Raw genomic sequence first — 26,084 nt, forward strand, 5'->3', positions numbered from 1 at the left:
ATTTTAAAACAAATTGAAAAAGAATCAAGAGACAAATCCATTTTTATCACCCCCACCTTAATCCTCCCCCATCAAAGGGGGAGGAAAAAGTGAGGAGTACTCAGGAAAAATGCACCTAAGTCCTCGCCTTTTTTGTTCAAATTATTTTTAAACTCTTAATTGGGGATATTAATTGTAAGGGGCATAGAACTATCAGAAACCCCAAATTTTTTAAGCATTAACATAGGGGGCGCGAGACCTGATAAAATAATTAAAATACCGCTCCAAATTTGCTTTTTTATCTCATTTCCGGTTTTAGGCAAAGACCTTGCCCGGTATTAAGGTTACCGGTTTTCCTCACAAGTTAATGGAATCTTATTAAAGCTAAATGGAAAATTTTATAAACTGCAATAAAACTCAGCATTTATGGCGAGCCTTCTCCAATTTTTTTCAAATTATTTTTATGCCACTGGATTATTAGAGGTAGCCGCACCCTTCAGGGTGCGAGATACCCAGGGATTTAAAAACATTTATCCGCAGGCTAAAGCCTTCCCCTACAAAAGTACCCAACGCTAATTATTGGTTACCCTTACAAATCTTGCCCATGATTTTTATCGTTCCTTCATAAAGATATAGAAATATGGAGAGGACTCAGCATTTTATGGTCCTTGACAATAACGCCAAATTGAATAAAATTTAAATATCAAACTTATGGTTTTTTCGTCAGTGTGATGTAACTGACAAGGGCGGTAGCCTATTCGCTTTTAAAATAGCTCGTTGAGGGGCATCAAAAAGGTGGTGAAAAATGAAAGCAAAGATTTTGGTTCTCAGTCAGGATAACGAGATCGTTAAGGAGATAAAAAATATTCTTGAAGGGATAGGGCATACAATAAAATCCGCCAATACAGCGGATGGGTGTCTGAGTTTATGTAAATCCGAACATTTTGATGTTATATTTGTAGACACCCATATCCCCACGCTTCCTTTTCATCTTTTAATACCGGACCTTAAGAAAATCTGTCCGGAAAGCGAGATAATTCTCATTTCCGGGCACACCGTGCCCGAAGCCCTGGTAAAGTTAGAAGCCTATCAATTAAATAATTTCCTTATTTTACCTTTGAATGCGGAAAGGCTGAAGTTGACATTAAATCGTGCTTTAAGACAGCTGGAATTATTGAAGGAAAACCGCCGACTCCTTCTAACTGTTACTGCAGCCAAGAAGGAATGGGAGGCAACTGTAGATGCGATTGAAGAACCGATTTTCGTTACCGATTTTGATTACAAGATTCTCCGGGCAAACCTTGCGACCTTCCAGATGTTAGGAAAAGGTGTCTATGAGGTGATTGGAAAGAAATGCTACGAACTTCTCCACTGTTCCAATGAACCGGTTCCGGATTGTCCGGGTAAGCGGGCGCGGGACAGCGGAGAACCGGTGACTGATACCCTTTCGTTTAAGGGGATCAAGAAACGGATGACTTGTAGTGTTTATCCTCAGGTCTTTGCGGATGGCGGAGGTTTGGTCCATTATCTCCATGAACCGATTACCACCACTGAACAAGAGGCTCAGGCTATGGCAAAGTATGAGCGGTTATTTGACGATGGGATAATCCCAATAATCGTAGTCAGTACCGAGGATTACAAAATCACCGATGCTAATCAAGCTGCCCTGCGTCTTCTTAAGTATGATCCGGAGAACCTTGTGGATATGGACTGGGAGAACATCTTTGCCCAGGATGTGAGGGAGAACACGATCAAAGAGATTCTGAGTAAGATTTCCGGAGGCAGGACATCGGTTAGATCGAAACTTCTGGACATGAATTACAAGGAGATCGAAGTTACGATATATGCCAATCAGGTTGAAGTGGGGAATTTCCGGTTTTTAGAGTTGTTTTTTGTTACCGGTGATAATTTGTAAATGACTTTCCAGCGACCGGAAGAGTTGTCCCGATACAATGGGCAACTAATATGATTTTGCCCCAACTGAATCCCGGAAGTAAGAGGTAATCGAAGGTGAGATGAACGAGTTCCGAGAGGGAATCTGGCCGGAAAATTACAAATTTGCCTTGGGCTTAAGCCACGATGTGGACGAAACAAAGAAAACATATCAATACTTAACTCATTTTCTAAAAACCTTAAGAACCTATCATCTCCTTTCGCTCTTCCAGGTGCAGGAACCCTACTGGAATTTCGAGAAGATCATGGAACTGGAAGAAAAATATAAAGTCCGCTCGACATTTTTTTTCTTGCATGAGACAAAAAGATTCACCTTTAGACACGCCCGGGAGATCTTAGCCACGCTCAACAAGGCAAGTTTTCGGGAAGAAAAAGTGGCGGAGATGATTCAAGTTCTTGATAAAAAAAACTGGGAGATCGGTCTGCACGGTTCTTATAATTCCTACAAGGATAAGGAACTTATGAGAGAAGAAAAGAGACTCCTTGAAGAAATCGTGGGCCACCCGGTGCTTGGAGTCCGTCAGCACTATCTCAATCTCCAAATACCCCAGACCTGGCAGATTCAGAGGGAATTGGGATTCCATTACGATGCCAGTTACGGTTCAAATCGTGATATTGGGTTTCTGGATAATAAATATTTCCCCTTTCGGCCTTTTCAGGATGATTTTGTGGTAATCCCCTTGGTTTTGATGGATTATTGTCTATTCAGCAAATTTCGTTTTTTTAAGGAAAGACTCAAGCACTGTCGCGAATTGATCGAATTTATCCGCGAAAAAGGAGGGGTGATGGTGATCCTGTGGCACCTTCGGGTCTTTAATGAAGATGAGTTTCCCGGGGCAAAGAATATTTACGAGGAGATCATAAAAATTGGTTTAGATCAGGGGGGTTGGGTGACATCACTTAACCAGATTGTAGAATGGTGGAGGGCACACGCCACGATATGAAACCAGAAACAACGGAAGAGATAAAGTTTGATAACGATTTCAGAAGGGCATCTTTTGAAGAGCGCCAGGCGCTCGATCGTGATTTTTATGATAAAAAATATTCAACCACCGATTATCAGCGGTTCCGGCATGTTGATCGAGCATTTATAAAAGGGATAATAGAAAGGTATAAAATACCGAAAGGAAAATTACTTTTAGATCTGGGGTGTGGCACAGGCTCGTATAGTAATATATTTGCTGAAATGGGCTTCAATGTGGTGGGGCTCGATTACAGCAAAACCGGCGTTATGAAGGCGCAAAAACTTTACGGTTGTAGCGTTTCCTGGATCGTCGGTGATGCATTCAATATGCCTTTCCGTCCCGAAAAGAAATTCGATGTCATATTTTGCTGTGATTTCCCGCCCTATAATTTGATTGATACCATTCCCGAGGCAATAGAAATTACAAAGAAAATCTTTGACTACCTGGATCCGGAGGGGACTTTCATTTTCGTATGGAGTAGCAGGCTTACCGGAAAGAGGGTGGGTGAAAGTGTGATAATTGAGTATACCTCTGCCCAGGTTAAAGAACTCTTCTCAAAATGTGGCACTATTGTGGGTGAAGTCTATACCACAAACAAACAGTTATTTCCAGTGTTGGGTAGGTATGCGATTAGCAAATTCATCACTCGGCTGACTTCCTTTCTCGTCCGACTCCACCGGAGGAATGTTCGGATAATATGCGGTGTTAAACTTAAAGTATGATTTTATAACTTTGTGACCCATGAGCTGGGGCGCCCGATTACAAAGAAAAATAAGTATCATTTATTCATCCGCGGTATCTGTTATCACGGATAATAGATAATATCCTCAATCCCCTGCTGACCCTGAAAAAATGGGATTAATGTCATCAGTGATCTAAAAGAGTTGAATGAAATAAAAATGAAGGCAAAAATCAGGACTTCCATTAAAGACCATATTGGAAACCATCTTTATTGAAGCAATTGCTCTGAACCCCAAATTAATGGTTGAACTCGGTGTTGAAATCGGACAGTCGACATTTGTCTTTGAGCGGCTTGCCCAGTTGTGCAATGCAAAATTGATCAGCCTCGATATCAACGACTGCGCTAATCCCTGCAACTGGGCTGATTAAATTTTTGTTCAAGGGATGATATTGAATTTGCAAAGGAATTTAAGTCTTTTTGCAAAAACCGGAATATTGAACCAAAAATTGATATTCTCTTTATTGACAAATATGGGCAACATATTTCGCAGAAAAGATGACAATATGGGAGTGGGCTGGGATAATAAAAGACATCTTATACCATACTATTGTGAGATATCTGCTTTTACCTTTTTGCACACATAAGATAAAAAATCTTGGAAGAAATATGCCTATAGAAAACTATATCAATTTTGCTTTCTCATGTTACAATGGATTAATAAGACCAATATTCTCAAAAGGCGGTATTATAGGATTCCATGATATAAAAGTTTATGATTCCCAAATGGGCTGCGAAGTTAAGAAATTTTGGAACGAAATTAAAAAACAATATACTTTCAAAGAAATTATTGATGAGGTAAATACTTGTGCGGAATTGGAATAATTTATCTATAGCGCATTTTAATAGTTTTTTCTGTAATTCCTATAAAAAGCAGGGCATAAAAGAGTAAAAAGCAAACCAATGTTATTTAAGTAAATATGGCTACATTTACAACATTAAACAAAGGAATTAATTATCTGAATGTGGCGATATCTTCAGCAGCAGTTAAAACTATAATAAAAAATCTCATATTTCTTATGTTAGTCCAAATTGCTAACTATATTTTTCCATTGATTACACTTCCTTATTTGGTACGTATCCTCGGTCCTGAAAAATATGGCCTTGTTGCCTTTGCACAATCATTCATTGGATATTTCATTTTAATTACCAATTATGGTTTCGATCTCTCGGCGACAAGAGAAATTTCAATTTATCGCGGACAGAAAGAAAAATTATCTGAAATTTTTAGTTCAGTTATGTATGCAAAAGTACTATTGTTGTCACTTTGTTTTTTTATTTTTTTCTTTTTTTTACAGGTAGATAAATTTAAAAAGGATTCTTTAGTATATGTTTTAACCTTCGGAATTATTGTGGGGCAAACCCTTTTTCCATTGTGGTTATTTTTAGGTTTAGAAAAAATGGGATATATCACAATTCTTACAATTTTGGAAAGAGCTGTATTTACTATCTGTATATTTATTTTTATTAGAAATACAAACGATTATATCTATGTCCCATTGTTTAACACAATGGGTTATCTGACCTCAGGTATTTTGGGCCTGCTTCTTGCACTTTTTAAATTTGGTGTTACCTTCAGAACACCTAAACTCCAGGAGATATTTTCGCAAATTAAACACGGTTGGCACAGCTTTATTTCTGCTACCAATGTAAGTCTGTATTCTACAACCAACATGTTTATTCTCGGGCTGTTTTGGAATAATGTTGTCGTGGGATATTACGCGGCAGCTGAAAAATTGATATATGCTATACAGAGATTACTCGTGCCGTTATCCCAAGCGGTATATCCATATGTCAGCAAAGCGGCCCACGAAAAAAAAGAGAAAGCACTATCGTTTATAAGTCGCATCCTTTACATTAATATTGCAATAGGCATATTTCTCGCTATTATTATCCTTTTGGGTGCGAGGGTAATAATAAAAATTATTCTTGGTCCAATGTATCAAGAATCAGTTTATGTTATGCAAATATTCGCATTTTTACCACTGGCTGGAGCGGTCACTAATGTGTTGGGATTTCAAACTATGCTACCTTTAAAAATGGACAGCGAACTTGCTAAAGCTTTAATAATTGTGGCTCTAATTAACGTGATGTTAGCATTTATCCTGATACCATTTTTTGCTCATCTCGGGGCCGCTATTGCATTTTTGTGTACAATGTGTTCTGCCTGCTTAATTCTGTTTTTAATATTAAAAAGAGCAAATGTAAATCTTCTGTGTCCAGAGAAATAAAAATGATGCATTTATTCACAAATTGAAGGTGATGTACAGAGTTTTAATAGTTATCGTTACATATGATCCACGCTCGCTTTATGTAAAACGTTTAGTTAAATCATTATTTCAAATGTCAGTGAAGAAGATTATCATGGTCGTCAAAAGAAGTCCGTTTGGTTATAAAGAAGATATTGAACAGATAACTGCAGAAAAAGAGAGAGTGTGAATAATTATCAATTCCCAAAACCCTGGTTCAACGATCGGGTTTGGTATTGGCATAAAAGAAGCACTCCCGGATCCGGATTGCGATTTTATCTGGTTAATGGATGATGATACTCTGCCTGAGGATGATACGCTCTCTAACTTGCTGGAAAAATAGCAAAAACTCAGCACTGATTACCGGAGAGACAATTTTGCCCTGGTCTGTTTTCTTCCTGACCAGCAACCTGAGATAGCACGCGGTCTATTCTCCTATGACTACTATTCAAGGCACGCTTGTTTTTTTTAGTTTCCATATCCTTAATATGCCTTCAAGGTTAATAAGATCGATTTTACCCTTAAGTTTTAAAGCTGCAGAATAGCCCGAATTTATCAGCGCCACCTATGCGCCCTACAGTAGTGGATTCTTCGCCCACCGGTCGGTTTATGAAAAGATCTGCTTACCCAATTCAGATTTTGTTCCTTATCAGGATGACCTCGAACATACCCTCCGTCTCATCCGCTTGGGGGGTCATATTTTTTGTGTCCATCAGCCCGAATCAATTCTCGGGAGATCGCGTGGGATAAATTGAGGCACTTTTCCTTCGGGATTCTTCCCTGGCTAGACTCAAAGGAGGAATTCAGGGGATATTACGGAGCGTGCAACACTTCCTACTTCGAAAAAAGTTATTATAATCAGAAAAGGATATCGACTTATCAATCGAACCATCTATCTGACACTCCTTTTTTCCTGAATGCCTTTATGAAAAGATATGAGCGCTTCAAATTAATCATCAGAGCAATTAAAGATGGAGAGTCAGGAAAACTTGGGTATAATGAATTATTTCTTCTTCCATGAATTCATTTGTCCACCGGAAGTATATCCTCATTACGCCGTTGAAAAATGAAATAAAGTTTCTGCCAGAGGTTCTTAATTGTGTGATAAACCAGACGATTCCCCCGGCGCTTTGGATATTCGTTGATGATGGCAGCACCGATGGTTCATACGAGTTCCTTGAAGAATGGACAAAAAAAGTTCCCTGGCTCAGGGTGATAAGGCTTGAAGGAAAGAAAAAACGGGAGATCGGCTTCCATTATTCAGAAGTGGTGGCTAAAGGATTCGAATATTTTAAAAAAATATGGAATGAGTCATTCGAGTACATTGGCATCCTTGATGCGGATATCGTTCTTCCTCATGATTACTTTGAAAGACTAATTGAGAAATTTGAAATTGATAAAACATTAGGTATTGCCAGCGGGATCGTGGTGTGTCAAGTAGGTGATAAAAGGATCTGGGAGAAGGAGCCCCCGGAATGGCCCTGTGGTGCTGCACGGCTCTGGACGAAAGAGTGTTTTGAAAAGACCGGCTGGAAATTGACGCGGGCACCGGATAGTGTTTCGACCGCCCGGGCAATGAGCCTGGGTTATAAAACCCGTAACTTTCCGGATTTAATAATCACCCACCTTCGTCCTACCTGGAGCGGAAGCGGTTTCTGGTATGGATTTATCGATATCGGTAAAAGCCGGTATTACTTAGGATACGATCCGATCTTTATTCTTTTTGCCTCATTGAAGTATACATTTGATTATCCCCATATCGGAACCATCCCATTTTTGTTCGGGTATTTTAGCGATTTTATAAAATATAAGAAACGGATTGAAGACAAAACGGTCGTTGACTTCTTTAAAAAACGCCTGACCAGCAAGTTGAATGCCTGGTTGAGAAGAAAACTCAATAGAAAGGAATGGAGAATTTGAATATTGTCTTTGCGGCGGATTACATCGCTCCGAGTCCGGGTGCATTCATCCGGAGCCTTGAATTACTATCGGATGCCATAAAAAAGAACGGCGGAAGGGTAGCTTATTTATTCAGCGTGGAGCGCGATTATCTGAAACGACTAAAAAAGTACGGAAATGTATATCTCTGTGATAAAACTGCCAATAAGTTGTTCAGCATCTCCTCGCTTATAAATATGGCACATGCCCTGAGGGAAATCAGGGGACAGGTGGTCCATATTCAGTTTTTGGGGCTGGCATATCTTTTATCGGCGGTGATACTTAAATTTTTTTACCATCATAAAATTATAGTCCATTATCGTAATCCGCCGGTTAGTCTATTAAAAGGATCGAAGCTCCGCCATCGGTTCAGTCCCTTATTTTATCATCTCCTAAATCTTTTCTTTATCGACGCAAATGTGGTCATCAGCGAATCCATAAAAAAAATGCTCGTGGAAAGAAATTTTGCCCGGCCACACAAAATCGCGGTGATATATAATGGCATCGATCCGGAGGTGATAAAAAATGACTCCGTAAAAGCAGAAAGGATCCTGGAAGAAAAATTAGGGATAGAACTATCCGGTCGCTTTGTGGTGGGTATGATAGCAAATTTTTCACCCCAGAAAGACCATGCGACCGTCATCAATGCTGCATCAATCCTCACTAAGAAGTTCCCTGATATTTTTTTCATCTTTGTCGGTTCGGAAAAGATTGTCGAGGGCAAAGGATATATGGAGAAGGCAAAATCTTATGTCGCCGACAAGAATTTAAAGAATTATATTTATTTTGCGGGTGAAATGAATAATGTTTATGAAATAATCCCGCGCTTTGATATTGGACTTTTGATTTCAAATTTTGAGGGATTCGGTAATGCCCTGATCGAATATGCCCTCGCTGGCAAGCCGGCCATAGGTACCGCCGTCGGGGGGATAAAGGAGATCATCATCGACGGTGAGAATGGTTTTTTAATTCCGCCCGGTGATCATCAGAAACTTGCCGAGAAGATCGAACTGTTTATAACCAATGCCCGATTGAAAGAGGAAATGGGTCTTACCGCCCGGAAGATAGCGCTGGAGAGATTCTCTCTCGATACCTGGGTTAAAAATATCCTCTCCCTTTATGCACGGGTTTTAAACACTGAGTGAATGTAGTATTTGCTGCTGATTATATAGCTCCGAGCCCGGGTGCATTCATCGCGAGTTTAAAATACTTGGGCAAACACTTGGTCAACGAAGGTAACCGAGTTGCCTTTCTTTTCAGCGAACCCCGCAGTTATTTAAAGCAACTGAGAAGGTATGGTCCGGTTTATCTGTGTAAAAAAACGGCGAATCGTAAATTTAGCATGGATGCGCTCATGAAAATGAAGCAGGCAGTAATGGAAATCAGGGCAGATATTGTCCATATCCAGTTTGTGGGTCTTGCTTACCTGCTGGCAGCGATAATTCTCAAGCCCTTCTTCCGTTACCGACTGATAGTCCACTGGCGGTGTATCCCGGAGGGAGCGATAAGAAATGATCTCTACCATAACTTCACGCCGTTTTTGTATAAAATTTTCAGCGCCATTTTTATTGATGCCCATATCGCAATCAGCGAAACAATAAAAGAAATTTTGATCCGGAAGAATTTTGCATCCCCGGCTCAGGTTCAGGTTATATACAATGGTGTCGATCCGGCTGAATTCTCAAATTCCAATGAGGGGAAAGCACAGGTTCTGATTGAACAATTAACCGGCAAAAGATTATCTTCCCGATTTGTTGTGGGTATGATCGCTGATTACTCAGTGGAAAAAGATCACGAGACCTTTATAAAGGCAGCCGATTCGGTGCGAAAAAAGCATCCTAATGCAATCTTTCTCATCATCGGTTCGGAAAGGAAATATTTTGGGATTGGTATGAAGGAAAGATTAGTGAAAATGATCGAATCCTGTGATCTCCAGGAAAATGTAATCCTTCTGGATAACCTTCCCTACGCCACCAGAGTAATCCCCAGTTTTGATGTCGGAGTATTATGTTCACACTATGAAGGCTTCGGGAATGTTCTGGTTGAATATATGATGGCGGGTAAACCGGTGATCGGAACCCACGCCGGAGGTATCGCCGAGATAATCGAGGATGGGGTTACTGGCTTTTTAATCGCCCCGCGCGATTATGAGGGGCTTGCGGAGAAAATAATATACCTCTTAGGGGATTCTGAATTGAGGGAGAGAATGGGGAAGAATGCCCAAAGGGTAGCAGAGGCAAGGTTTTCGCTATCGCAGTGGGCGGAGAAGATACGCGCCCTTTATCGCTCTCTTTTGATTTAGTGCAATGGAGTTGCGCGGCATGCTAATTTATTGTGGCAAGTCGATTGATAGGAGCAAATTGAATCCTTCGGTTGAGAAAGAAGCCCCTTACCTTGAACGGTACTTTTCTGTCTTTGTTTCCGGGCGGGAAGATATACGCGTGCTTGAGAATTCAAACGCTGCGCTCATCCTCAGCACCGGTCATATCGTAAAAATCAAGAGAGACCTGCTTTCATCGTTGTCCGGTTCGGAGATCAAACATCTTTTGAATGAGTTGGCAGGATATTTTTCCCTTTTTATCTGGAATAAAAACCATAAACGGGCAATGATTGCCAGTGATAAATTGGGGTTGAATCCGCTGTATTACACAGTTACCCCCGATAATGCATTGATATTTTCAACCGCACTCGAAAATTTTTTGGCTTTGCCTGATTTCCCCATTAGCCTCGATAAGACTGCCCTCAGGCAATTTGCGGATTTCAATTATCTGCTGGGGGAGAGGACTTTTATTAAAAATGTCTTCCGTTTCCGACCGGGCACCCTGATGGTCTGGGATGAAAAAGAATTGAGAAAAGAGAACTACTGGGATGCCGCGGAGTTTTTTTCGGGAACGATGCTTACCGAGAAAGAATTCTTTAATAAATTCCCGGTGGTGATGCGGGAAGTGATAGGAGAATGGGTTGAAGGTAAGAAGAGAGTCGGGATACTCCTTTCCGGGGGCTATGACTCGAGGGCAATCCTCGCCTGCCTTTATGATCTGGGGGTTCAGGGGTATGCTTATACCTGGGACAATCCAGCAATCGAGGAGACCGATATTGTCCGAAGACTCGCCCGTGCGGCTGGTTTCAAATTGAGATTTTTGCCCTTTTATCCTCAAGAAAGGGATACGGCAGATCTCATCGCTGAAGTAGGAAGATTGACCGATTTTGCTTTCCCCTTTTTCCACATCGGCCGTTATAATGCGATAAAACAGATTGCGGATGAGGTGGACATAATCTTCTCCGGTCAGGGTGAATTGATAAGGATTACCCCGGTGCCCAATGATTACATATCCCCTGTGACCCTGAGTCATATCTATGGTAAAGGAGATGATCATGTCCAGCACTTTTTTAATATTGATACTACGGATAAAATTTTCGATGATTTTCCCTATCAACACTTTAAACCGGTTGAGCAGTTGACCTGTTTTTTATTGTATAATGCCTATCGCGATGACTATGGCATACTCAATTACGGCGAGAGCCAGATAATTCCTGTGGCAATGCCATATTTCGATGGTCGAATAATTGAATTATTACTGAAGAGCCCGTTTTCAATCGCGCGACTGAATTCCTGGAAAAGGAATTTCCTCTTTACCTTAAAAAGTCGTAAGATTTATTATCATATCGTCAAACAGATGGCGCCGCATCTACTCGACATTCCCCTTGACCGCGGTTATCCCCAGAAATTTGACCGTAGCTACCTGAATTCAATCTTTAGTAATCTCGGAATTCTAAAAATTGCTGTAAATCCCAGACGAAACCGGAAAGAGACTCCTCCCTGGATGAAATATGTTTATAGCCTATTATCAGAAAACCGGACACTGGAGAGGGATTTTTACAATCGCGAAAAAATCAAAAAGTCTTTAAAAAAATTCCCCTGCTGGTCACCGGTGGAAAGTTATGAATTGGAAAAGGTGGCAAGATTTGAACTCTTCTACCGCCATTTTTTGGACCGGATTGGAACACGATGAGAAAAAAGCCAAAAGTTTGTTTAATTCGGCAATACTATTTTCCTCAAGAGGTCCACCTGCGCCGTGATGTAAAGGCATTGATGGAAGGTGGTTTTGAAGTTGATGTAATATGTGCCCGTGATAGCGGTGAGAAATTATTCGAAAACTGGAATGGCGTAAATATCTACCGGATACCGATATGCCATCGCCGGAAGGGAATGTTGAGATATATCTATGAATATCTCTACTTCTTTATCCACGCAACCGTCCTCCTCACCCGTTTATTCTTTCGCAAAAGATATGAATGCATTGAGGTTGATACGATGCCTGATTTTCTGGTATTTGCTGCCTTCGTTCCTAAGTTATTCAGACGGAAGATCATCCTTTATCTTTTTGAAAATATGCCGATGCTTTTTGCTGATAAATACAAACTTGGACCCGGGCACCCGCTGATACGATTTCTAAAAATGATTGAATTGATGAGTGTCAAGTTTGCCGACCAGTTGATTATCACACATAAAAGAAGGGAGAAGATTTTTAAAAAGAGCATCATAATATTAAATGTGCCGGATGAAGAAATGTTTCTATCGGGAGTCAGTGTAATGAGCGATCAAATGATTCACCGGAGCGATTTATATAACGCAAAAGAGGTGGTAAATATCGTCACCCATTCAACCCTTACCGAGATCTATGGGATTCAGAATCTTCTGAGGGCCATCGCTTGCTTAAAGGATAATTATCCCAGAATAAGGTGTGAGATAATCGGGACGGGTGAGTATCAAAGGGATTTAATAGAACTTGCCCAATCATTATGCCTTGATAATTGTGTTCAGTTTAAAGGTTTCATTCCTTTTGAAAAGATTGCGGGTGCCTTATGCGCTGCAGACATTGGTGTCGTCTCGGTATTGTGTGATTATCTTTTGCCCAACAAATTATTTGAATACATAGCCCTGGGCATTCCCGTGATATGTAGTGCAGTAAAGGCGATTAGAGATTTTTTTGATGAGGATGAATTATGTTTTTATAATCCCCATGATTTTCGTGACCTTGCGCGGCAGATTGAATGGGTGATGTTTCACTATGATCTTGCCCGGGAGAGGATAAATAAGGCGTATCTCAAGTATTCCAATGAGTATTGCTGGGTTAAACTCAAAGATATCTATATCAATTGCCACCATCAAAAATTCGGGAGGTAATTATGAATCTAACTGGCTTCTTGCAATGGGGGATAGGTTTTATTATCGTGCTATATTTATTGGTTATCCTCATCCGGAGATGGAATGAATTACCTTTGATTCTGCTGCCCCTGGTCTGGTATTTACCGGAACAGACTTCGGAAGGTAGACTATTAGAGGACTATATGTTTATAAGATGGTTTACCATCGTCTTAATCCCGGTAATCATTCTTATTGAAATACTGAGACGCCGGCATCTTTTTAAAACCATTGTCTTAGGAAAAATTTTGCTGGTAATCCTAATCTATGTCTTTTTCTCGGTCTTTTCGGCGATGTATAACAACATTTCTTGGATTGAGACTCTTGGTTATCTTGCGGTTTACTTACGCTATCCTCTTTTCTTTATTCTTCTGATCAACATTGATTGGGAGGAAAAGACAACTCAGAAATTTGTAATTCTATTTTTGGTTTTAATATTCCTGCAATTCCCCGAAGTTCTCTACCGACATTATGTTTTGGGCATAACCGGAGATGATATCTCCTGGTCGTTAGGAGCCTGGGGCACGACGAATCTTGGAATTTATAGTATCTATGCATCATGTATCATTATTGCCCAGGGGTTACACACCGGTTTTACCGTATGGCATATAATTGGCATTGCCATATTTTTTCTGTTTGCATTGTATGGTGAGATAAAATCAATCGTCATCTGGCTTCCTCTGACTATTTTAGTAACATTTTATTTTTACCCCTTTAAGACCCGGTTGAAAAAATATTCAGTAATATTCAGCGCTCTTATTCTCGGAATCATTTTTTTTCAAATATTTTATAAAAACTGGCAAAAACTGCATGGGCGGAACATTGCAACTATTCTGCAAACGACATATCTTACACTCGAGGGAGAAGTTGCTACTGAGACAAAATACTCAGCATATCGTCTGGGCATCTTACTACAAGTATTGGACGAGTTGAGAACTGACACGAAATCACTCTTGCTCGGTGAGGGACCGGGTTCAAGCCTTGTCGGCAATTTTTTTAGCAAACCGGGAAGAATTACCCAAGTTGTTACTGGTACCAAAGATACCCCTAACCAAATTGCATCCACACTGTTAGATGTAGGATTGGTTGGGATTATCCTTTATTACTTTATTCTGATTGGTATTGTCCTTACCGTCTGGTCAAAAATGCGGGTAAGCAACAGTCTTTGTCAGAGTAAATTATTAAAAATTCTAAAGAGTGCCTATCCAGGCATCGTTTTTTATTATTTGATCATCGGACCTCTTTATCATCCGGTCTGGCGTTTTGATGCTGCTTCTTATATTTTCTATTTTATTTCGGCGGAAATATTTCGTGCCTCAAATGCCCTTACGGGCAATCAAGCAAATGAATCTACACCATGATTCAGGTGATAACTCCCTCTACCGATAAGAATTGGGATGACTTTGTCCTACGAGAACCTTCCGGGACAATTTTCCACACTGCAAATTGGGCCCGGGTGATACAGCAAACTTATGGATACGAACCCTATTTTATCGCTAATGTCGAGGATGGAGAAATAACCGCGGGTATTCCTTTTTTTATACTGAAAGGAAAATTGAGAAAAAAAAGGCTGGTCAGTTTGCCCTTTACTGATGAATGTCCGCCTTTATTCACTACCGCCGCAGATCTCGAAAATGTAGTATCATCAATTATAAAAATGATGAAAAAAGGAGCAATTGGATATATCGAAATCAGAGGAGGTAATTTTGATTTTGAAAAGCAATTTGCTTTTAAGAAATATTCCTACTATAAAAAATTTCTTTTAAACCTTTCTCCAGGCTTAGATATGCTGTGGAGGAATTTTAAGCAAAAATCAGTCCGCTATCCAATAAAAAAAGCTCAACGCCATGGAGTGGAAATAATAAGAACGATCGAATTGCATGATATGGAAATTTTTTATCGACTAAACCTCCTCACCCGTCGGAAACACGGTGTAATTCCGCAGCCTTTTAAATTTTTTAAAAATATCGTTACCGAAATTTTCAATGCTGGGTTGGGTTTTTTATTGATTGCCCGATATGGAAAAAAACCGATTGGTGCAAGTGTTTTCTTTACATTCAAAGATGTGATATATTATAAATTCAACGCTTCGCATCCCTATTACCTTGAATATCAGCCCAATCATTTAATCTTATGGAGCGCAATTCAGTGGGGAGTAGAAAATGGCTATCGAAAACTCGATTTAGGCCGGACTGCTCCCGATAACCAAGGGTTGATGGCTTTTAAACGGCATTGGGGAGCTCAAGAAGCCGATTTACCTTATTATCACTGGCCGGAAATCGAAGGAGTCAGCGCAATAAAAGAGAGCAGCAAAAAATATCAAATCGCCAGTTCAATCTTGAAAAAACTGCCGCTCCCAGTGTTGGAATTTTCTGGAAGGATATTCTACAAATATCTTGGCTAAAAATGGGTGAATTGATAAAATTTTTTAAGGTTCCCGATCAATACGAGAAATTTTTTGAACCATTTGAAAATGAATTTGAGAGATTCATTTTTGAGAGATACCGAAGGCAATATTATCATAAACGGCTGAAATTATTTTATAGCATGAAATATCTAATTCCTCGATTTATCCAAATTTTTATAAGAAGGCTGCTGGCAAATGCCAGCAAAAATACATTTCCTGCTTGGCCAATCGAAACTTATCTGGAAGAATTTAAAAGAAAAATTCTTCAAAATTTCTCAGGTGATATTCCATTTATCTGGTTCTGGCCCAATAATAAAAATTTTGCTTTTTGCCTGACTCACGATGTCGAAACAAAAGAAGGTCTGAAAAAAATCCACAAAATTTGTGATATTGAAAAACGATTCGGCTTACGCTCTGCATGGTATTTCGTCTGCGAAAAATACCGAGTTTCAGATAATTTGATAAAAGAATTAAAAGAAGAAAAATTCGAGGTCGGCATCCATGGTCTAAAACACGATGGCAAGCTCTTCAGTTCCAAAAGTATGTTCGATAAGCGGAAAGAAAGAATAAGAGTTTATGTTGAAAAATGGAATGCTAAGGGCTTCCGCTCTCCTTCTCTATTGAGAAATGTTGAATGGATTCAGGAGTTACCGGTTGAATATGATTCGTCTTTTCCTGATACCGATCCTTTTGGTCCGCAAGCCGGTGGATGCCTTTCCATCTTCCCTTTCTTTATTGGTAATCTGGTGGAATTACCGGTGACATTACCTCAAGATCATACACTGTTTGAAATTCTCAAACAGAGGGATATCGGCATATGGCGTAGGAAGCTCGAGTGGATAGAGAAAATGCATGGGCTCGCTTTACTTATTGTCCATCCTGATTATTTCAATAGTCATCTTGAGAAGTGCTATTGCGAATTATTGGAGTTTGTCTTGCGCAAAGAGAATTTCTGGTATGCCACACCCGTAGAAATTGCCCGCTGGTGGAGGAAACGCAGTAACTGTAACTTGATACTGGATAAGACGCCCTATGTTGTGCCAGACAAGAGTGGGGTTAGTATTTCATACCTGGATAGGCTCTTAAAAATAACGGGGTAAGCATTACACCGCATGATAAACTAAACACAGGTTCGATTTATTAAGATTAAGATAAAAATTCACTGGAGGATTATCTTTGGGGTTTTCAATTAAATCGAATTATTGACTTCACGAAAAGTTTTGATATAATAAATTCAGTTGCAAAAATGAAGATAGCGGTCATCGGAGTTGGCTATTGGGGTCCAAACCTGGTGCGAAATTTATTGAATAATAAAGCAGTGAGCGAAGTCTATTGCTTTGATATTGATGTAAAAAGACTCCAAAATATTAAACATCAATTCCCTACGGTGAAGCTTGTCGACAGTTATGAAGAGATTCTAAGAAATTCCAAAATTAGCGGCGTCTGTATAGCCACACCGGCTAGCACGCATTTTCCTTTAGCGCAGATGGCAATCCAACATAAAAAGCATGTGTTGGTCGAAAAGCCCTTTACCATTACTATCCCGGAGGCGGAGACACTGGTGGAACTGGCTCAAAAGAACAATGTAAAACTTTTGGTTGATCATATCTTCATGTACAACGGCGCGGTCCGGAAAATAAAAGAAATCATTGACTCTGGCGAAATCGGTAATATTCTTTATTTTGATGCTGTGCGGGTAAATTTGGGACTTTTCCAGCACGATGTCAATGTTATCTATGACCTTGCCACTCATGATATCTCAATAATGCTCTATCTCCTTAATAAAAAACCCAAAGCTATCTCGGCGATCGGTGTAGGGCATTATAATTCAATAGAAGATATTGCGTATTTAACCATCTTTTTTGAAGACAACTGCATTGCCCATTTCCATGTCAACTGGCTTGCACCGGTAAAGGTCCGGCGCATTTTAATTGGCGGTTCTCAGAAGATGATTGTTTACGATGACATGGAAACGATCGAAAAGATAAAAGTATATGATAAGGGAGTGGAAATTAAGACCAAAGAAGGGATTTATAAAACTCTCATTGAGTACCGAACCGGCGACATGTATGCTCCCAAATTCGATACGACCGAACCATTGGCACTCTTGATTAAGGAATTTGTTGAGACTATGAAAAATGGTACGGAGCCATTATCTAATGGCGCCGTAGGCCTTGAGATTGTAAAAATCCTCAATGCCGCCCAGAAATCTTTAAAAAATAATGGTTGTATCGTGGAGTTGAAATGAAGAAGATCACCAAGATTGATAATCATCAGATAATAAAAGATGTAAAATTAGGCGAAAATGTGAAAATATTTGGCTTTGTGAATTTGTATGGCTGTGAGATTGGTGATAACACCAAAATTGGCGCATTTGTTGAGATTCAGAAAAATGCCAAAGTTGGCAAGAATTGTAAAATCTCCACTCATACCTTTATCTGTGAAGGGGTGACGATAGAGGATAATGTATTCATAGGCCATAATGTTACTTTCATCAATGATAAATATCCTCGGGCAACTAATCCGGATGGTTCAATGCAAACCGATGCCGATTGGAAAGTTATTCCAACCTTGGTTAAAAAGGGTGCTTCGATTGGTTCCAGTGCTACGATTCTTTGTGGTGTGACAATCGGGGAGAATGCCATTGTCGGTGCGGGGAGTGTGGTTACTAAAGATGTTCCCGATAATACTATCGTGGCTGGTGTTCCAGCAAAAGTAATTAGAAGGATTAATCATAAGTGAAAGGAGGATTAATTGCAGGTTCCTTTTATGGATTTAAAGCGACAATATGAGATGATAAAAGATGAAATCGATGAGGCAATCCGGAAGACGATCGAATCCTGTGCCTTTGTTGCCGGTGAGATGGTGAAAGAGTTTGAAAAAAATTTTGCCAACTATTGTGGAACACAATATGGCGTTGCAATATCTTCGGGCACCAGTGCTATTTATGTCGCCCTGCGGTCATTAGACATCGGACGGCATGATGCGGTTATTACTGTCCCCTATACCTTTATTGCCACGGCGGAAGCCATCAGTCTTACTGGTGCTACACCAGTTTTTGTGGACATCAAAGAAGATTCTTACACCATTGACCCCGAAAAAATCAAAGAATACATTGAAACAAAATGTGAATGGAATGATAAAAAAGGTATTTTGAGAGACCAGGAACGTAAATTGAATGTCAAAGCAATTATCCCGGTCCATATTTACGGTCAGACCGCAGATATGGATGAAATATTGAAGATCGCTCAACAATACAATCTGGCGGTGATTGAGGATGCAGCTCAGGCCCATGGTGCGTTATACAAAGGAAAAAAAGCCGGTGCGCTTGGGAAATTGAGTGCTTTCAGTTTTTATCCCAGCAAAAACTTAGGAGCCTATGGTCAGGGTGGAATGGTTTTGACCAATGATCCGGAACTAGCGGAAAAGGTCCGCATGCTGATTGACCATGGCCAGAAAGAGCGTTATTTTCATGAATTTGAAGGCTGGAATTTCAAAATGGATGGATTCCAGGCGGCGATATTAAATGTGAAATTGAATTACCTTGATGATTGGAATGAAGACCGCCGCCAGAACGCTTATTATTATAACGAACTACTTAACGGCGTGGAAAAAGTTATAACTCCGAAAGAAATGGATTATGGGAAGCATATCTACCATCTCTATGCCGTGCGCGTCCCCGACCGTGCGAATTTTCAAGAGTTTTTGAAAGAAGCCGGCATCGGAACGGGCATCCATTATCCCAAACCTCTTCATTTGCAGAAGGCATACAGTTATTTAGGTTATAAAGAAGGTGATTTTCCGATTTCGGAAAGATGCGCCAGCGAAATCGTTTCACTCCCGATGTTCCCGGAATTAACCAAAAAAGAGATTGAATATGTCTGTGAAAAGATAAAGGCATGGGCGATGCAAGAGTAAATAAAAGAATTACATGCTTTCTTTAATATTTTTGATAACTGATACGACCGCAATAATATCGGCCTTTTTTCTTGCCCGTTTTTTACGGTATCACGGTGGACCCCATTTGATTATCAATCAGCCCACCACTTTAATATTTCTAATCCTTACGATTCTGCTTATTGCTTACTTCCTTGACCTATTTAATCATTATTATTATGCCCAGTCGGGTCGGGTATTTTTTAAACTGGTAAATCTCTGGATAATCTCGTTCATTACCTATGTCCTCGTGGGGTTTTTGACCAAGTTTTATTTTCTTATCAATAGCCGGGGTTTTATATTCTATTTTTTCTTCATCTCCTATCCATTGATTTCCTCTTTTTTACGACTTGGGATAATGCCGAAATTGTTAACAAGCTATTTTGCCCGACCAGAAAATAAAATAATCTGCAAATTTGTTGGACCCAAAGAGAAATTTATCCAATTTCATCGGTTTTTCGAAGAAAATAACATCGTTGGACTTAAGTTGGTCAATGCCGAGGAAGCGAAGGAAAAGATAAATTCTAAAGAGATTTTTTTGTATCACGAAGGAAATGATTTTGGTGCTTTGTATAAGAAAATTCAGTCTTATATATCTCCGGGCACAAAGATGCACATTGCCGCAACTTTACTCAACGAACTCCCTCTGAAATGGGAGTGGTGCAAAATTGATAATTTGCCTATCTTCTCGCTAAAGTTTAACCCGGAAAAGAAATGGCAGGCAGTGGTGCGACGAATTTTCGATGTGTTCTTCTCACTAATACTTCTGATCATTCTTTTTCCTATTTTTTTGATTATAGCAGTGGCGATTAAATTAGATTCACGGGGTCCGGTGATATATAAGCAAAAAAGATGCGGGAAAGATGGCAAAGAGTTTACGCTTTATAAATTTCGTTCGATGTATAATAACAATTCTCAAGAAGAAAGGGAGCAAGAATTTAAGTCTTATATTGAAAATAAAGTTTCTAAGGGCAAAATTTTAAACTACTCAGAAGTGACCCGGGTGGGTAAGATTTTGCGTCGCACTTCCCTTGACGAGTTTCCTCAATTTTTAAATGTCCTAAAAGGAGATATGACTCTTATTGGTCCCCGGCCGCCCATATCATACGAGGTGAAATACTATAAGGACTGGCATAAAGAGAGGCTAAAAGTTAAACCCGGAGTAAGCGGTCTCTGGCAAGTTTATGGCCGCGGTAGCATGCCCTGTGATTCCTCTATATTTTTGGATCTGATATATGCCTTAAACCGTTCTCTGACGCTTGATATAAAATTGCTCGTCCAGACAGTTCCAGCGGTGATCCTCGGAAAAGGGGCATACTGACCAACAATAGTTAAATTCTGAGCTTCAATGCGTCTTAAATAAAAATTTGTTGTCTATGATTGTTTTTTTAATCTTGTCAATTTACTATCCCAGCGATTCCTGGCCGAACGAAATCTTAGAAGAACTATCTGTTCGCGAGCTTCGTTTTACAAAATTTCCGGGGGTCAGACCCTATTTAATTTTGACTGATGGCGAGGTAATGAATAAATTTGATGATAATAAAACTAAATTCATTTATCAACGCCTTCAAATTTTCAATTCGTCACTTCAGGCAAAATTTGACACAGTAAAAGTCGCGCGATTTAAACCGATGGTCAATTATCAATTTTCTAATTTTTTCTTTTACCTGCAGCCGGATGTAAAATTCGGAAGGGATAGTTTACCTCCAAGCAAAATATTTGAGAATCTATTCGCGGCGGATTATGAGCGAGTATATGTCCGATATGACCATCAAAATTTTGGGGTATTCATTGGTCGGGAAAGATTTTCCATTGGACCATCCCCACGATTCAACATGCTTCTTTCTGGCTATGGTCCGCCCCTTGACTGGTTTCACTATCGATTGACAGCAAAAAATATTCAATTGAGTTATTATCTGAGCCAACTTGATGATATGTTTTGTAAACCTTTGGAATATATTGATGACACCATCAATACTTTCATTAACGCCCGTAGATATCTAATAATAAAAAGACTGGATTTTAGTCCAATAAATTGGTTTAATTGTAGTTTCTCCGAAGCCGCTACCCAGGGAGGGGAGAATTATACACTTATGCCCTACCACTTTAATCCTCTGGTTTTCATTCACACCCTCCAACATAACTGGGAAAAAGATGCGGATTTATTTTTTCACCTTGATGCTAAGATTTTTTTAAAAAAATCTGCCCTTTATGTGGCGCTGTTGGTTGATGATTATCAACTTGAACCCGACCCCAATGGTGAACCCAATCACTTTGGGATAAACTTTGGCGGAGAATTTGCTGATCTATTGTTATCAAGAGATTTCTTCATTATTGAATACCATCTTCTTTCAAGATGGGTCTATTGCATATATGCGCCATACCAGCGCTATATGTATTATGGTCATCCCATCGGCTTTCCCTACGGCCCTGACTGCGATGAATTATATTCCAAATATACTTACCATCAAAGTAAAAATTTAGATATATTTTTTGAGTGTTCCTACTTGAGGAAGGGTGAGAATAATGTAAGTTCGCTCTGGCCTATTCCGGAAAAACCACGAGTTCCGGGAACTTTCTTCCCGAAAGATAATTTTTTATCCGGTACTGTTGAGCACACGGCTAATATTAACATTGGTGTGCGGCTTTTCTATAGAAATTGCTTTTTTCTTGAAGTGCGCGCAGGTTATATGCAGGTTCAGAATCTTCACCATCAGTCCGGGGTTATTAAAAGAACATTTCCTGTAAGAATGCAATTGGACTTTCTACGACTGTGAGTCTTGTAGATGGCATCAAATAATACAATTTGGGATTATGTCTTTCTTGCCCGACCGATATTGCTCATTCCGGTCTGGGCATTTTTTTTGCTGGGCTATTGGAAAGGCGGTGGTGCGAGATTCGTCTTTACTCCGAATTTCTTCCCAACCGTGATTGCATATACCTCCCTGATATCGAGCCTTTATATTCTAAATCAGATTGCGGATCGCCGAACGGATGCCATAAATAAAAAACATCTGCTCATTGCAGAAGGGATAATACCCCTTCGTGCTGCGTACTTAACAATTTTTTTCTTGTTACTGGTAACGATAATATTCTCAATTAAACTTCCCTTAAATGTAATTTTACTTATGACTATTTCTTTTCTTTTTGGCATTGTTTATTCTTTCCCGCCTTTAAAACTTAAAGCTGTTCCATTTCTTGACTTTCTCATCAATGGTGTGGGTTATGGATTTCTAAACTTTTCTTTGGGCTGGGTCACCAGTAATAAATTTTCCAATCAAACAGTCGTATCAGCGCTCCCCTATGTTCTGGCCGTTAGCGCGATCTTTGTAAATACCACTATTCTTGACATTGAGGGTGATAGAAAATGTGGATATCTCACGACAGGAGTCTTATTAGGCAGAAAAAATACTGCAAGGTTGGGATTGCTATTGATTGTAATCTGTCTTTTCATCGCTTTTATTATAAAGGACTATATCTGTCTCATCCCAGCAGTAATCTCATTTCCATTATTTTTAATCGCAGGCATAAAAGGAGATGAAAAATTTGTCACCCTCTCAATCCGAATAGGTGGCCCATTGCTCATTTTGATAGTGGGAGTGGTTTTTCCTTATTATCTTTTGCTTACGCTATTAATCTTTTTATTCCTTCGGATTTATTATCAAAAAAGATTCGGTATAATCTACCCTTCAATATAACAATAACATGAAAAAATTTCCAAATTTTGGCTTGCGACTGTCATTGCTTATCTTCTTCGCAGTGGCTCCCGTGGGGGCTCAAGAATTGGATTCGCTTTCAGATACCTTGAAACAAAAACTGAATAGTCCTTCAGAAATCATGCCGGCGGTTAAATCTCCGACGGATAGGTGGATTGCGCAGGATAAATTTTTGCATTTTTATTTTTGCGCCTCGATTGTTGGGCTCAGCTATTATACTTTGGTCAATCGCTTGCATCAAGAGGAAAATCAGAGTAGGATTTTTTCCGTATCACTTACTGCATTTGTCGGGTTGGGAAAGGAATTTTACGATAAAAAGAAAAAAGGGCACTTTTCCTGGAAAGATCTATGCTGGGATGGAGCAGGATTAACAGTGGGTTATTTTGCCTTTGTTCATAAATATTGAGTAAGCGTATATTTTGAAAAAATTAAAGGCAAGGCTTTAAGCCTTGCCTTTTTTGTTCAATTTCTATGCCAGCGGGATAGCAACTGTAGGAGCATGCTTCTTTATCCGGAATCAACGCGTAAGAATTTTATTTAATCCCATGCTATTTTTTAGCGGATAATAGGCTGACGCCTTAACTCCAATCATAAAACTATTCACCCACGAACATAATTTTCACTATTGCTTGGAGCGTTATGGTGTGGGGTTTGGGATTGGTTAGCGGTTTTATTGAATGTAGGGCAAGGCTTTAGCCTTGCAGAAATAAAAAATGCAAACCTAAAGGTTTGCCCTACAATGTAATTAACCATAAAACCATCTACCCACTCAACTATCCAACCATCAAGCCATCCAATAATTCCTTTACTTCTTGTGAATCCGGAATTATCTTCAAGACTTTTTGTAGTATTTTTCGTGCATCATTTTTGTTTCCGTGTTCAAGGCAACTCTTTGCAAAACTTATTGCTTCGGTCTCAAGTTGGCTCAAAATTCTGAATCTCATATCCACTGACCAGTTGTCAAAGTTCTTTTTAAATGGTTCGCCTCTGAATAATTTAAATGCTTGCAAATATTCTTTTCTTGCAAATCCCCATTCCCCTGCCCGATCCAATGCCTTTGCCTTTGAAAGTAAAAGATTAAACTTAGCGTAGTCTGTTACTAAGAAAGATTTAAAGACGAGATTCTGTTGAGTTAATTTCAAATCGTGTTTTGATATTTTGATAGATTTTCTTAATTTAGTAAGGGTTTGAGAAAGCATTCTATGTTTTATACTGCTTTTTCCCCAGAAATTTTGACAAATCTCATCGGTCAATAATCGGCCATATGGCGCAAGGACAAGGTGAATAAATAATGCCGCAGCCTTAGGTGGAATTTTTGCTTTAATTTTTTTACCATTTTTAAAGATACGCAAAGGGCCTAAAAATTCTATCCGATAGGTTGGGGTATCTCGTTTGAAAATGGGAAATTCAAGCATAGTTGGTGGTAGACCAGGATTTTTGCCTTTTTCAAGAAATTTTCTCACTGCTTCAGGATAAAATAGCACAAAGAGGTGTAAAAGCCCTGATATCCCATGGGCTTTTGCATATAAAACTGCACGCCGGTAATATTTGGAAAGGTATCTTCCCTGAGATTTTTTTAAAATATTTATAAGACGGATAAAAGATAGTTTTTCAAATTTTTTTTCCAATAGACAGTTCTCGTTCGCTAGTAATGTTCTTAATGTATATTCTCTATATAAATTTTGCTTTAGTAGGTATGGGTTATACTTTTTTAAAATCTCTTCCGCTTTTTTTCGTTCATTCAATGCTGCATAAATGAATGCTTCAAATTCCGAGGCAGTGTGAACATAGTTTGGGATTAATTGGTGTACTGCATTTTGTAAGGTTTTGGTACATAAATTTAAAGCTTCAGTAAATTGTCCATTTATAAAATTAATATGCACCATGATAAGCATTTTTATAATATTTAACGGTTCTGATTTGGTGGGTGTATTTTTTATTATTTGTTCTGCTACTGAATATTTGCCTTCATGGCATAAACTTATTGCAAGATTTAAAAAATCGAGGGAATTTTTTCCCGCAGGAGATTGGCGCTTGATACATTTTTGAAGCAAAATCTGTGCTATTTTATTCTCACCTAAAAACATAAAAAGACTCGCAAGATCGCTTATTAAATACGGAGAAGATAAATAATAACTCATATTTTTACATTTGTGTGCAATCTTAGAGGCGTTAGTTATATCCCCTATAGCAGATAAAAAAATACCCTCAAATATATTGAGAATAAATGCAATGTATTTAGGTTTTGAAAAATTTAATCTTCTCCTTAGATGTTGTAAAAGAAGTATCCCATCCTGGGGTCTGCCCAGCCATACAAGCGCGGTTAATTCGTTCAAACTACAAATTAATGCTGAATAATACTTTCGCTGTTTTTCAAATTTTTCTCGTAAATCCTTAGCGCGGTTGTAATATTCAATAATTGGTAACGCAATCATAGCTGGCAGTGCATCCCGTTGACGATTGATATTAAGATATTCTTGAGGAATTTTTATCAAGAGTTCAGGGTAAGGAAATGAAGGAAGTGTGTTAACTATCTTTGCTGCTTCTTCAAATCTATTTTCCGCCACTAGGGTATTAATTAACTTGTACTTTGACTTTAATTCCGGCGTTTCTTTAACTCCCTGTGTTAGTGTAAGTGAAATCTTGCTGCGGTCCCATCCTGTCATACCATATTTTTTCCATACTTTCCAAATACTTTTCACCGAACAATTTATGCCTCTTTTTTGCAATTCAGTCCGGGCCGTTCTAATTGAAATCCATGGCTTATGTTCTTTAATCGCCACAATTTCATCCTCATAGTTTTGGGGTGGCGATACTGTGCATCTAACTTTGGCCAAAATCTACCTCCCTATTGGAAACATTATATAAAACTCTGTCCCAATTGTCAAGAGGGTGATTTTATTATTAAAACCTTCCATTTTCAAACACATTTTCTGTTTCCCTGCTTTAGCAAAGACTAACATCTTTGATTAAAATAAAAATCGAAAGGAGTGATA

At 39.2% G+C, this 26,084-nt stretch carries 23 protein-coding genes; 22 read left to right on the forward strand and 1 reads right to left on the reverse strand.

Annotated features, from left to right (window positions below; genetic code table 11):
• Window positions 1-784: 784 nt before the first annotated feature.
• The 22 genes from ABIL39_03475 (at window position 785) to ABIL39_03580 (ending at window position 23,494) form a co-directional block, all read left to right on the forward strand.
• Window positions 785-1,894, forward strand: a complete 1,110-nt coding sequence (locus ABIL39_03475; GenBank protein MEO0165180.1) for a PAS domain-containing protein — start codon at window positions 785-787, stop codon at window positions 1,892-1,894.
• 100 nt (window positions 1,895-1,994) lie between these two features.
• Window positions 1,995-2,876 carry a polysaccharide deacetylase family protein gene (locus ABIL39_03480; protein ID MEO0165181.1) on the forward strand — a complete coding sequence of 294 codons (882 nt, stop codon included), beginning with the start codon at window positions 1,995-1,997 and terminating at the stop codon, window positions 2,874-2,876.
• On the forward strand, window positions 2,873-3,619 hold the full coding sequence (locus ABIL39_03485; GenBank protein ID MEO0165182.1) for a methyltransferase domain-containing protein: 747 nt from the start codon (window positions 2,873-2,875) through the stop codon (window positions 3,617-3,619). Before ABIL39_03480 ends, ABIL39_03485 begins: the two co-directional genes overlap by 4 nt.
• Before the next feature lie 214 nt (window positions 3,620-3,833).
• The gene (locus ABIL39_03490; GenBank protein MEO0165183.1) at window positions 3,834-4,007 is read left to right on the forward strand and encodes a hypothetical protein; all 174 of its coding nucleotides are present in this window, start codon (window positions 3,834-3,836) and stop codon (window positions 4,005-4,007) included.
• 127 nt (window positions 4,008-4,134) lie between these two features.
• Window positions 4,135-4,461, forward strand: coding sequence for a hypothetical protein (locus tag ABIL39_03495; GenBank protein MEO0165184.1), 327 nt, complete (start codon window positions 4,135-4,137; stop codon window positions 4,459-4,461).
• A 95-nt stretch (window positions 4,462-4,556) separates the two neighbouring features.
• Window positions 4,557-5,867: a flippase gene (locus tag ABIL39_03500; GenBank protein MEO0165185.1), complete on the forward strand. Its 1,311-nt coding sequence runs from the start codon at window positions 4,557-4,559 to the stop codon at window positions 5,865-5,867.
• A 31-nt stretch (window positions 5,868-5,898) separates the two neighbouring features.
• On the forward strand, window positions 5,899-6,075 hold the full coding sequence (locus ABIL39_03505; protein ID MEO0165186.1) for a hypothetical protein: 177 nt from the start codon (window positions 5,899-5,901) through the stop codon (window positions 6,073-6,075).
• Between the two features lie 827 nt (window positions 6,076-6,902).
• Window positions 6,903-7,805, forward strand: a complete 903-nt coding sequence (locus ABIL39_03510) for a glycosyltransferase family 2 protein (GenBank protein ID MEO0165187.1) — start codon at window positions 6,903-6,905, stop codon at window positions 7,803-7,805.
• Window positions 7,802-8,968 carry a glycosyltransferase family 4 protein gene (locus ABIL39_03515; protein MEO0165188.1) on the forward strand — a complete coding sequence of 389 codons (1,167 nt, stop codon included), beginning with the start codon at window positions 7,802-7,804 and terminating at the stop codon, window positions 8,966-8,968. Before ABIL39_03510 ends, ABIL39_03515 begins: the two co-directional genes overlap by 4 nt.
• Entirely contained in the window at window positions 8,965-10,125 is a 1,161-nt protein-coding gene (locus ABIL39_03520) for a glycosyltransferase family 4 protein (GenBank protein ID MEO0165189.1), read from the forward strand. Before ABIL39_03515 ends, ABIL39_03520 begins: the two co-directional genes overlap by 4 nt.
• A 58-nt stretch (window positions 10,126-10,183) precedes the next feature.
• A complete protein-coding gene (locus tag ABIL39_03525; GenBank protein ID MEO0165190.1) occupies window positions 10,184-11,836 on the forward strand; it encodes an asparagine synthase-related protein in 1,653 nt (550 codons plus the stop codon).
• Window positions 11,833-13,011 (forward strand): glycosyltransferase, encoded by a 1,179-nt coding sequence (locus ABIL39_03530; GenBank protein ID MEO0165191.1) that lies wholly within the window; start codon window positions 11,833-11,835, stop codon window positions 13,009-13,011. The genes ABIL39_03525 and ABIL39_03530 overlap by 4 nt, the downstream gene beginning before the upstream one ends.
• Window positions 13,012-13,013: 2 nt before the next feature.
• Window positions 13,014-14,390 carry a hypothetical protein gene (locus tag ABIL39_03535; GenBank protein MEO0165192.1) on the forward strand — a complete coding sequence of 459 codons (1,377 nt, stop codon included), beginning with the start codon at window positions 13,014-13,016 and terminating at the stop codon, window positions 14,388-14,390.
• Window positions 14,387-15,433: a GNAT family N-acetyltransferase gene (locus ABIL39_03540; protein ID MEO0165193.1), complete on the forward strand. Its 1,047-nt coding sequence runs from the start codon at window positions 14,387-14,389 to the stop codon at window positions 15,431-15,433. The genes ABIL39_03535 and ABIL39_03540 overlap by 4 nt, the downstream gene beginning before the upstream one ends.
• Window positions 15,434-15,435: 2 nt before the next feature.
• Window positions 15,436-16,536, forward strand: a complete 1,101-nt coding sequence (locus ABIL39_03545) for a hypothetical protein (protein ID MEO0165194.1) — start codon at window positions 15,436-15,438, stop codon at window positions 16,534-16,536.
• A gap of 146 nt (window positions 16,537-16,682) precedes the next feature.
• Window positions 16,683-17,684: a Gfo/Idh/MocA family oxidoreductase gene (locus ABIL39_03550; protein MEO0165195.1), complete on the forward strand. Its 1,002-nt coding sequence runs from the start codon at window positions 16,683-16,685 to the stop codon at window positions 17,682-17,684.
• Complete coding sequence (locus ABIL39_03555) at window positions 17,681-18,178, forward strand: acyltransferase (GenBank protein ID MEO0165196.1); 498 nt, start codon at window positions 17,681-17,683, stop codon at window positions 18,176-18,178. Before ABIL39_03550 ends, ABIL39_03555 begins: the two co-directional genes overlap by 4 nt.
• A gap of 12 nt (window positions 18,179-18,190) precedes the next feature.
• Window positions 18,191-19,354: a DegT/DnrJ/EryC1/StrS family aminotransferase gene (locus tag ABIL39_03560; protein MEO0165197.1), complete on the forward strand. Its 1,164-nt coding sequence runs from the start codon at window positions 18,191-18,193 to the stop codon at window positions 19,352-19,354.
• Window positions 19,355-19,367: 13 nt separating this feature from the next.
• On the forward strand, window positions 19,368-20,693 hold the full coding sequence (locus ABIL39_03565) for an exopolysaccharide biosynthesis polyprenyl glycosylphosphotransferase (protein MEO0165198.1): 1,326 nt from the start codon (window positions 19,368-19,370) through the stop codon (window positions 20,691-20,693).
• A 55-nt stretch (window positions 20,694-20,748) separates the two neighbouring features.
• Complete coding sequence (locus ABIL39_03570) at window positions 20,749-22,149, forward strand: capsule assembly Wzi family protein (protein ID MEO0165199.1); 1,401 nt, start codon at window positions 20,749-20,751, stop codon at window positions 22,147-22,149.
• A gap of 9 nt (window positions 22,150-22,158) precedes the next feature.
• Window positions 22,159-23,070 (forward strand): UbiA family prenyltransferase, encoded by a 912-nt coding sequence (locus ABIL39_03575; protein MEO0165200.1) that lies wholly within the window; start codon window positions 22,159-22,161, stop codon window positions 23,068-23,070.
• Window positions 23,071-23,077: 7 nt separating this feature from the next.
• Window positions 23,078-23,494, forward strand: a complete 417-nt coding sequence (locus ABIL39_03580) for a hypothetical protein (GenBank protein MEO0165201.1) — start codon at window positions 23,078-23,080, stop codon at window positions 23,492-23,494.
• Window positions 23,495-23,861: 367 nt separating this feature from the next.
• Here ABIL39_03580 and ABIL39_03585 read toward each other — a convergent pair whose 3' ends face one another.
• A complete protein-coding gene (locus ABIL39_03585) occupies window positions 23,862-25,925 on the reverse strand; it encodes a hypothetical protein (GenBank protein ID MEO0165202.1) in 2,064 nt (687 codons plus the stop codon).
• Window positions 25,926-26,084 lie beyond the last annotated feature (159 nt).

The organism is candidate division WOR-3 bacterium (assembly GCA_039802205.1).
GTDB lineage: Bacteria > Hydrothermota > Tepidihabitantia > SM23-42 > JAOAFX01 > JAOAFX01.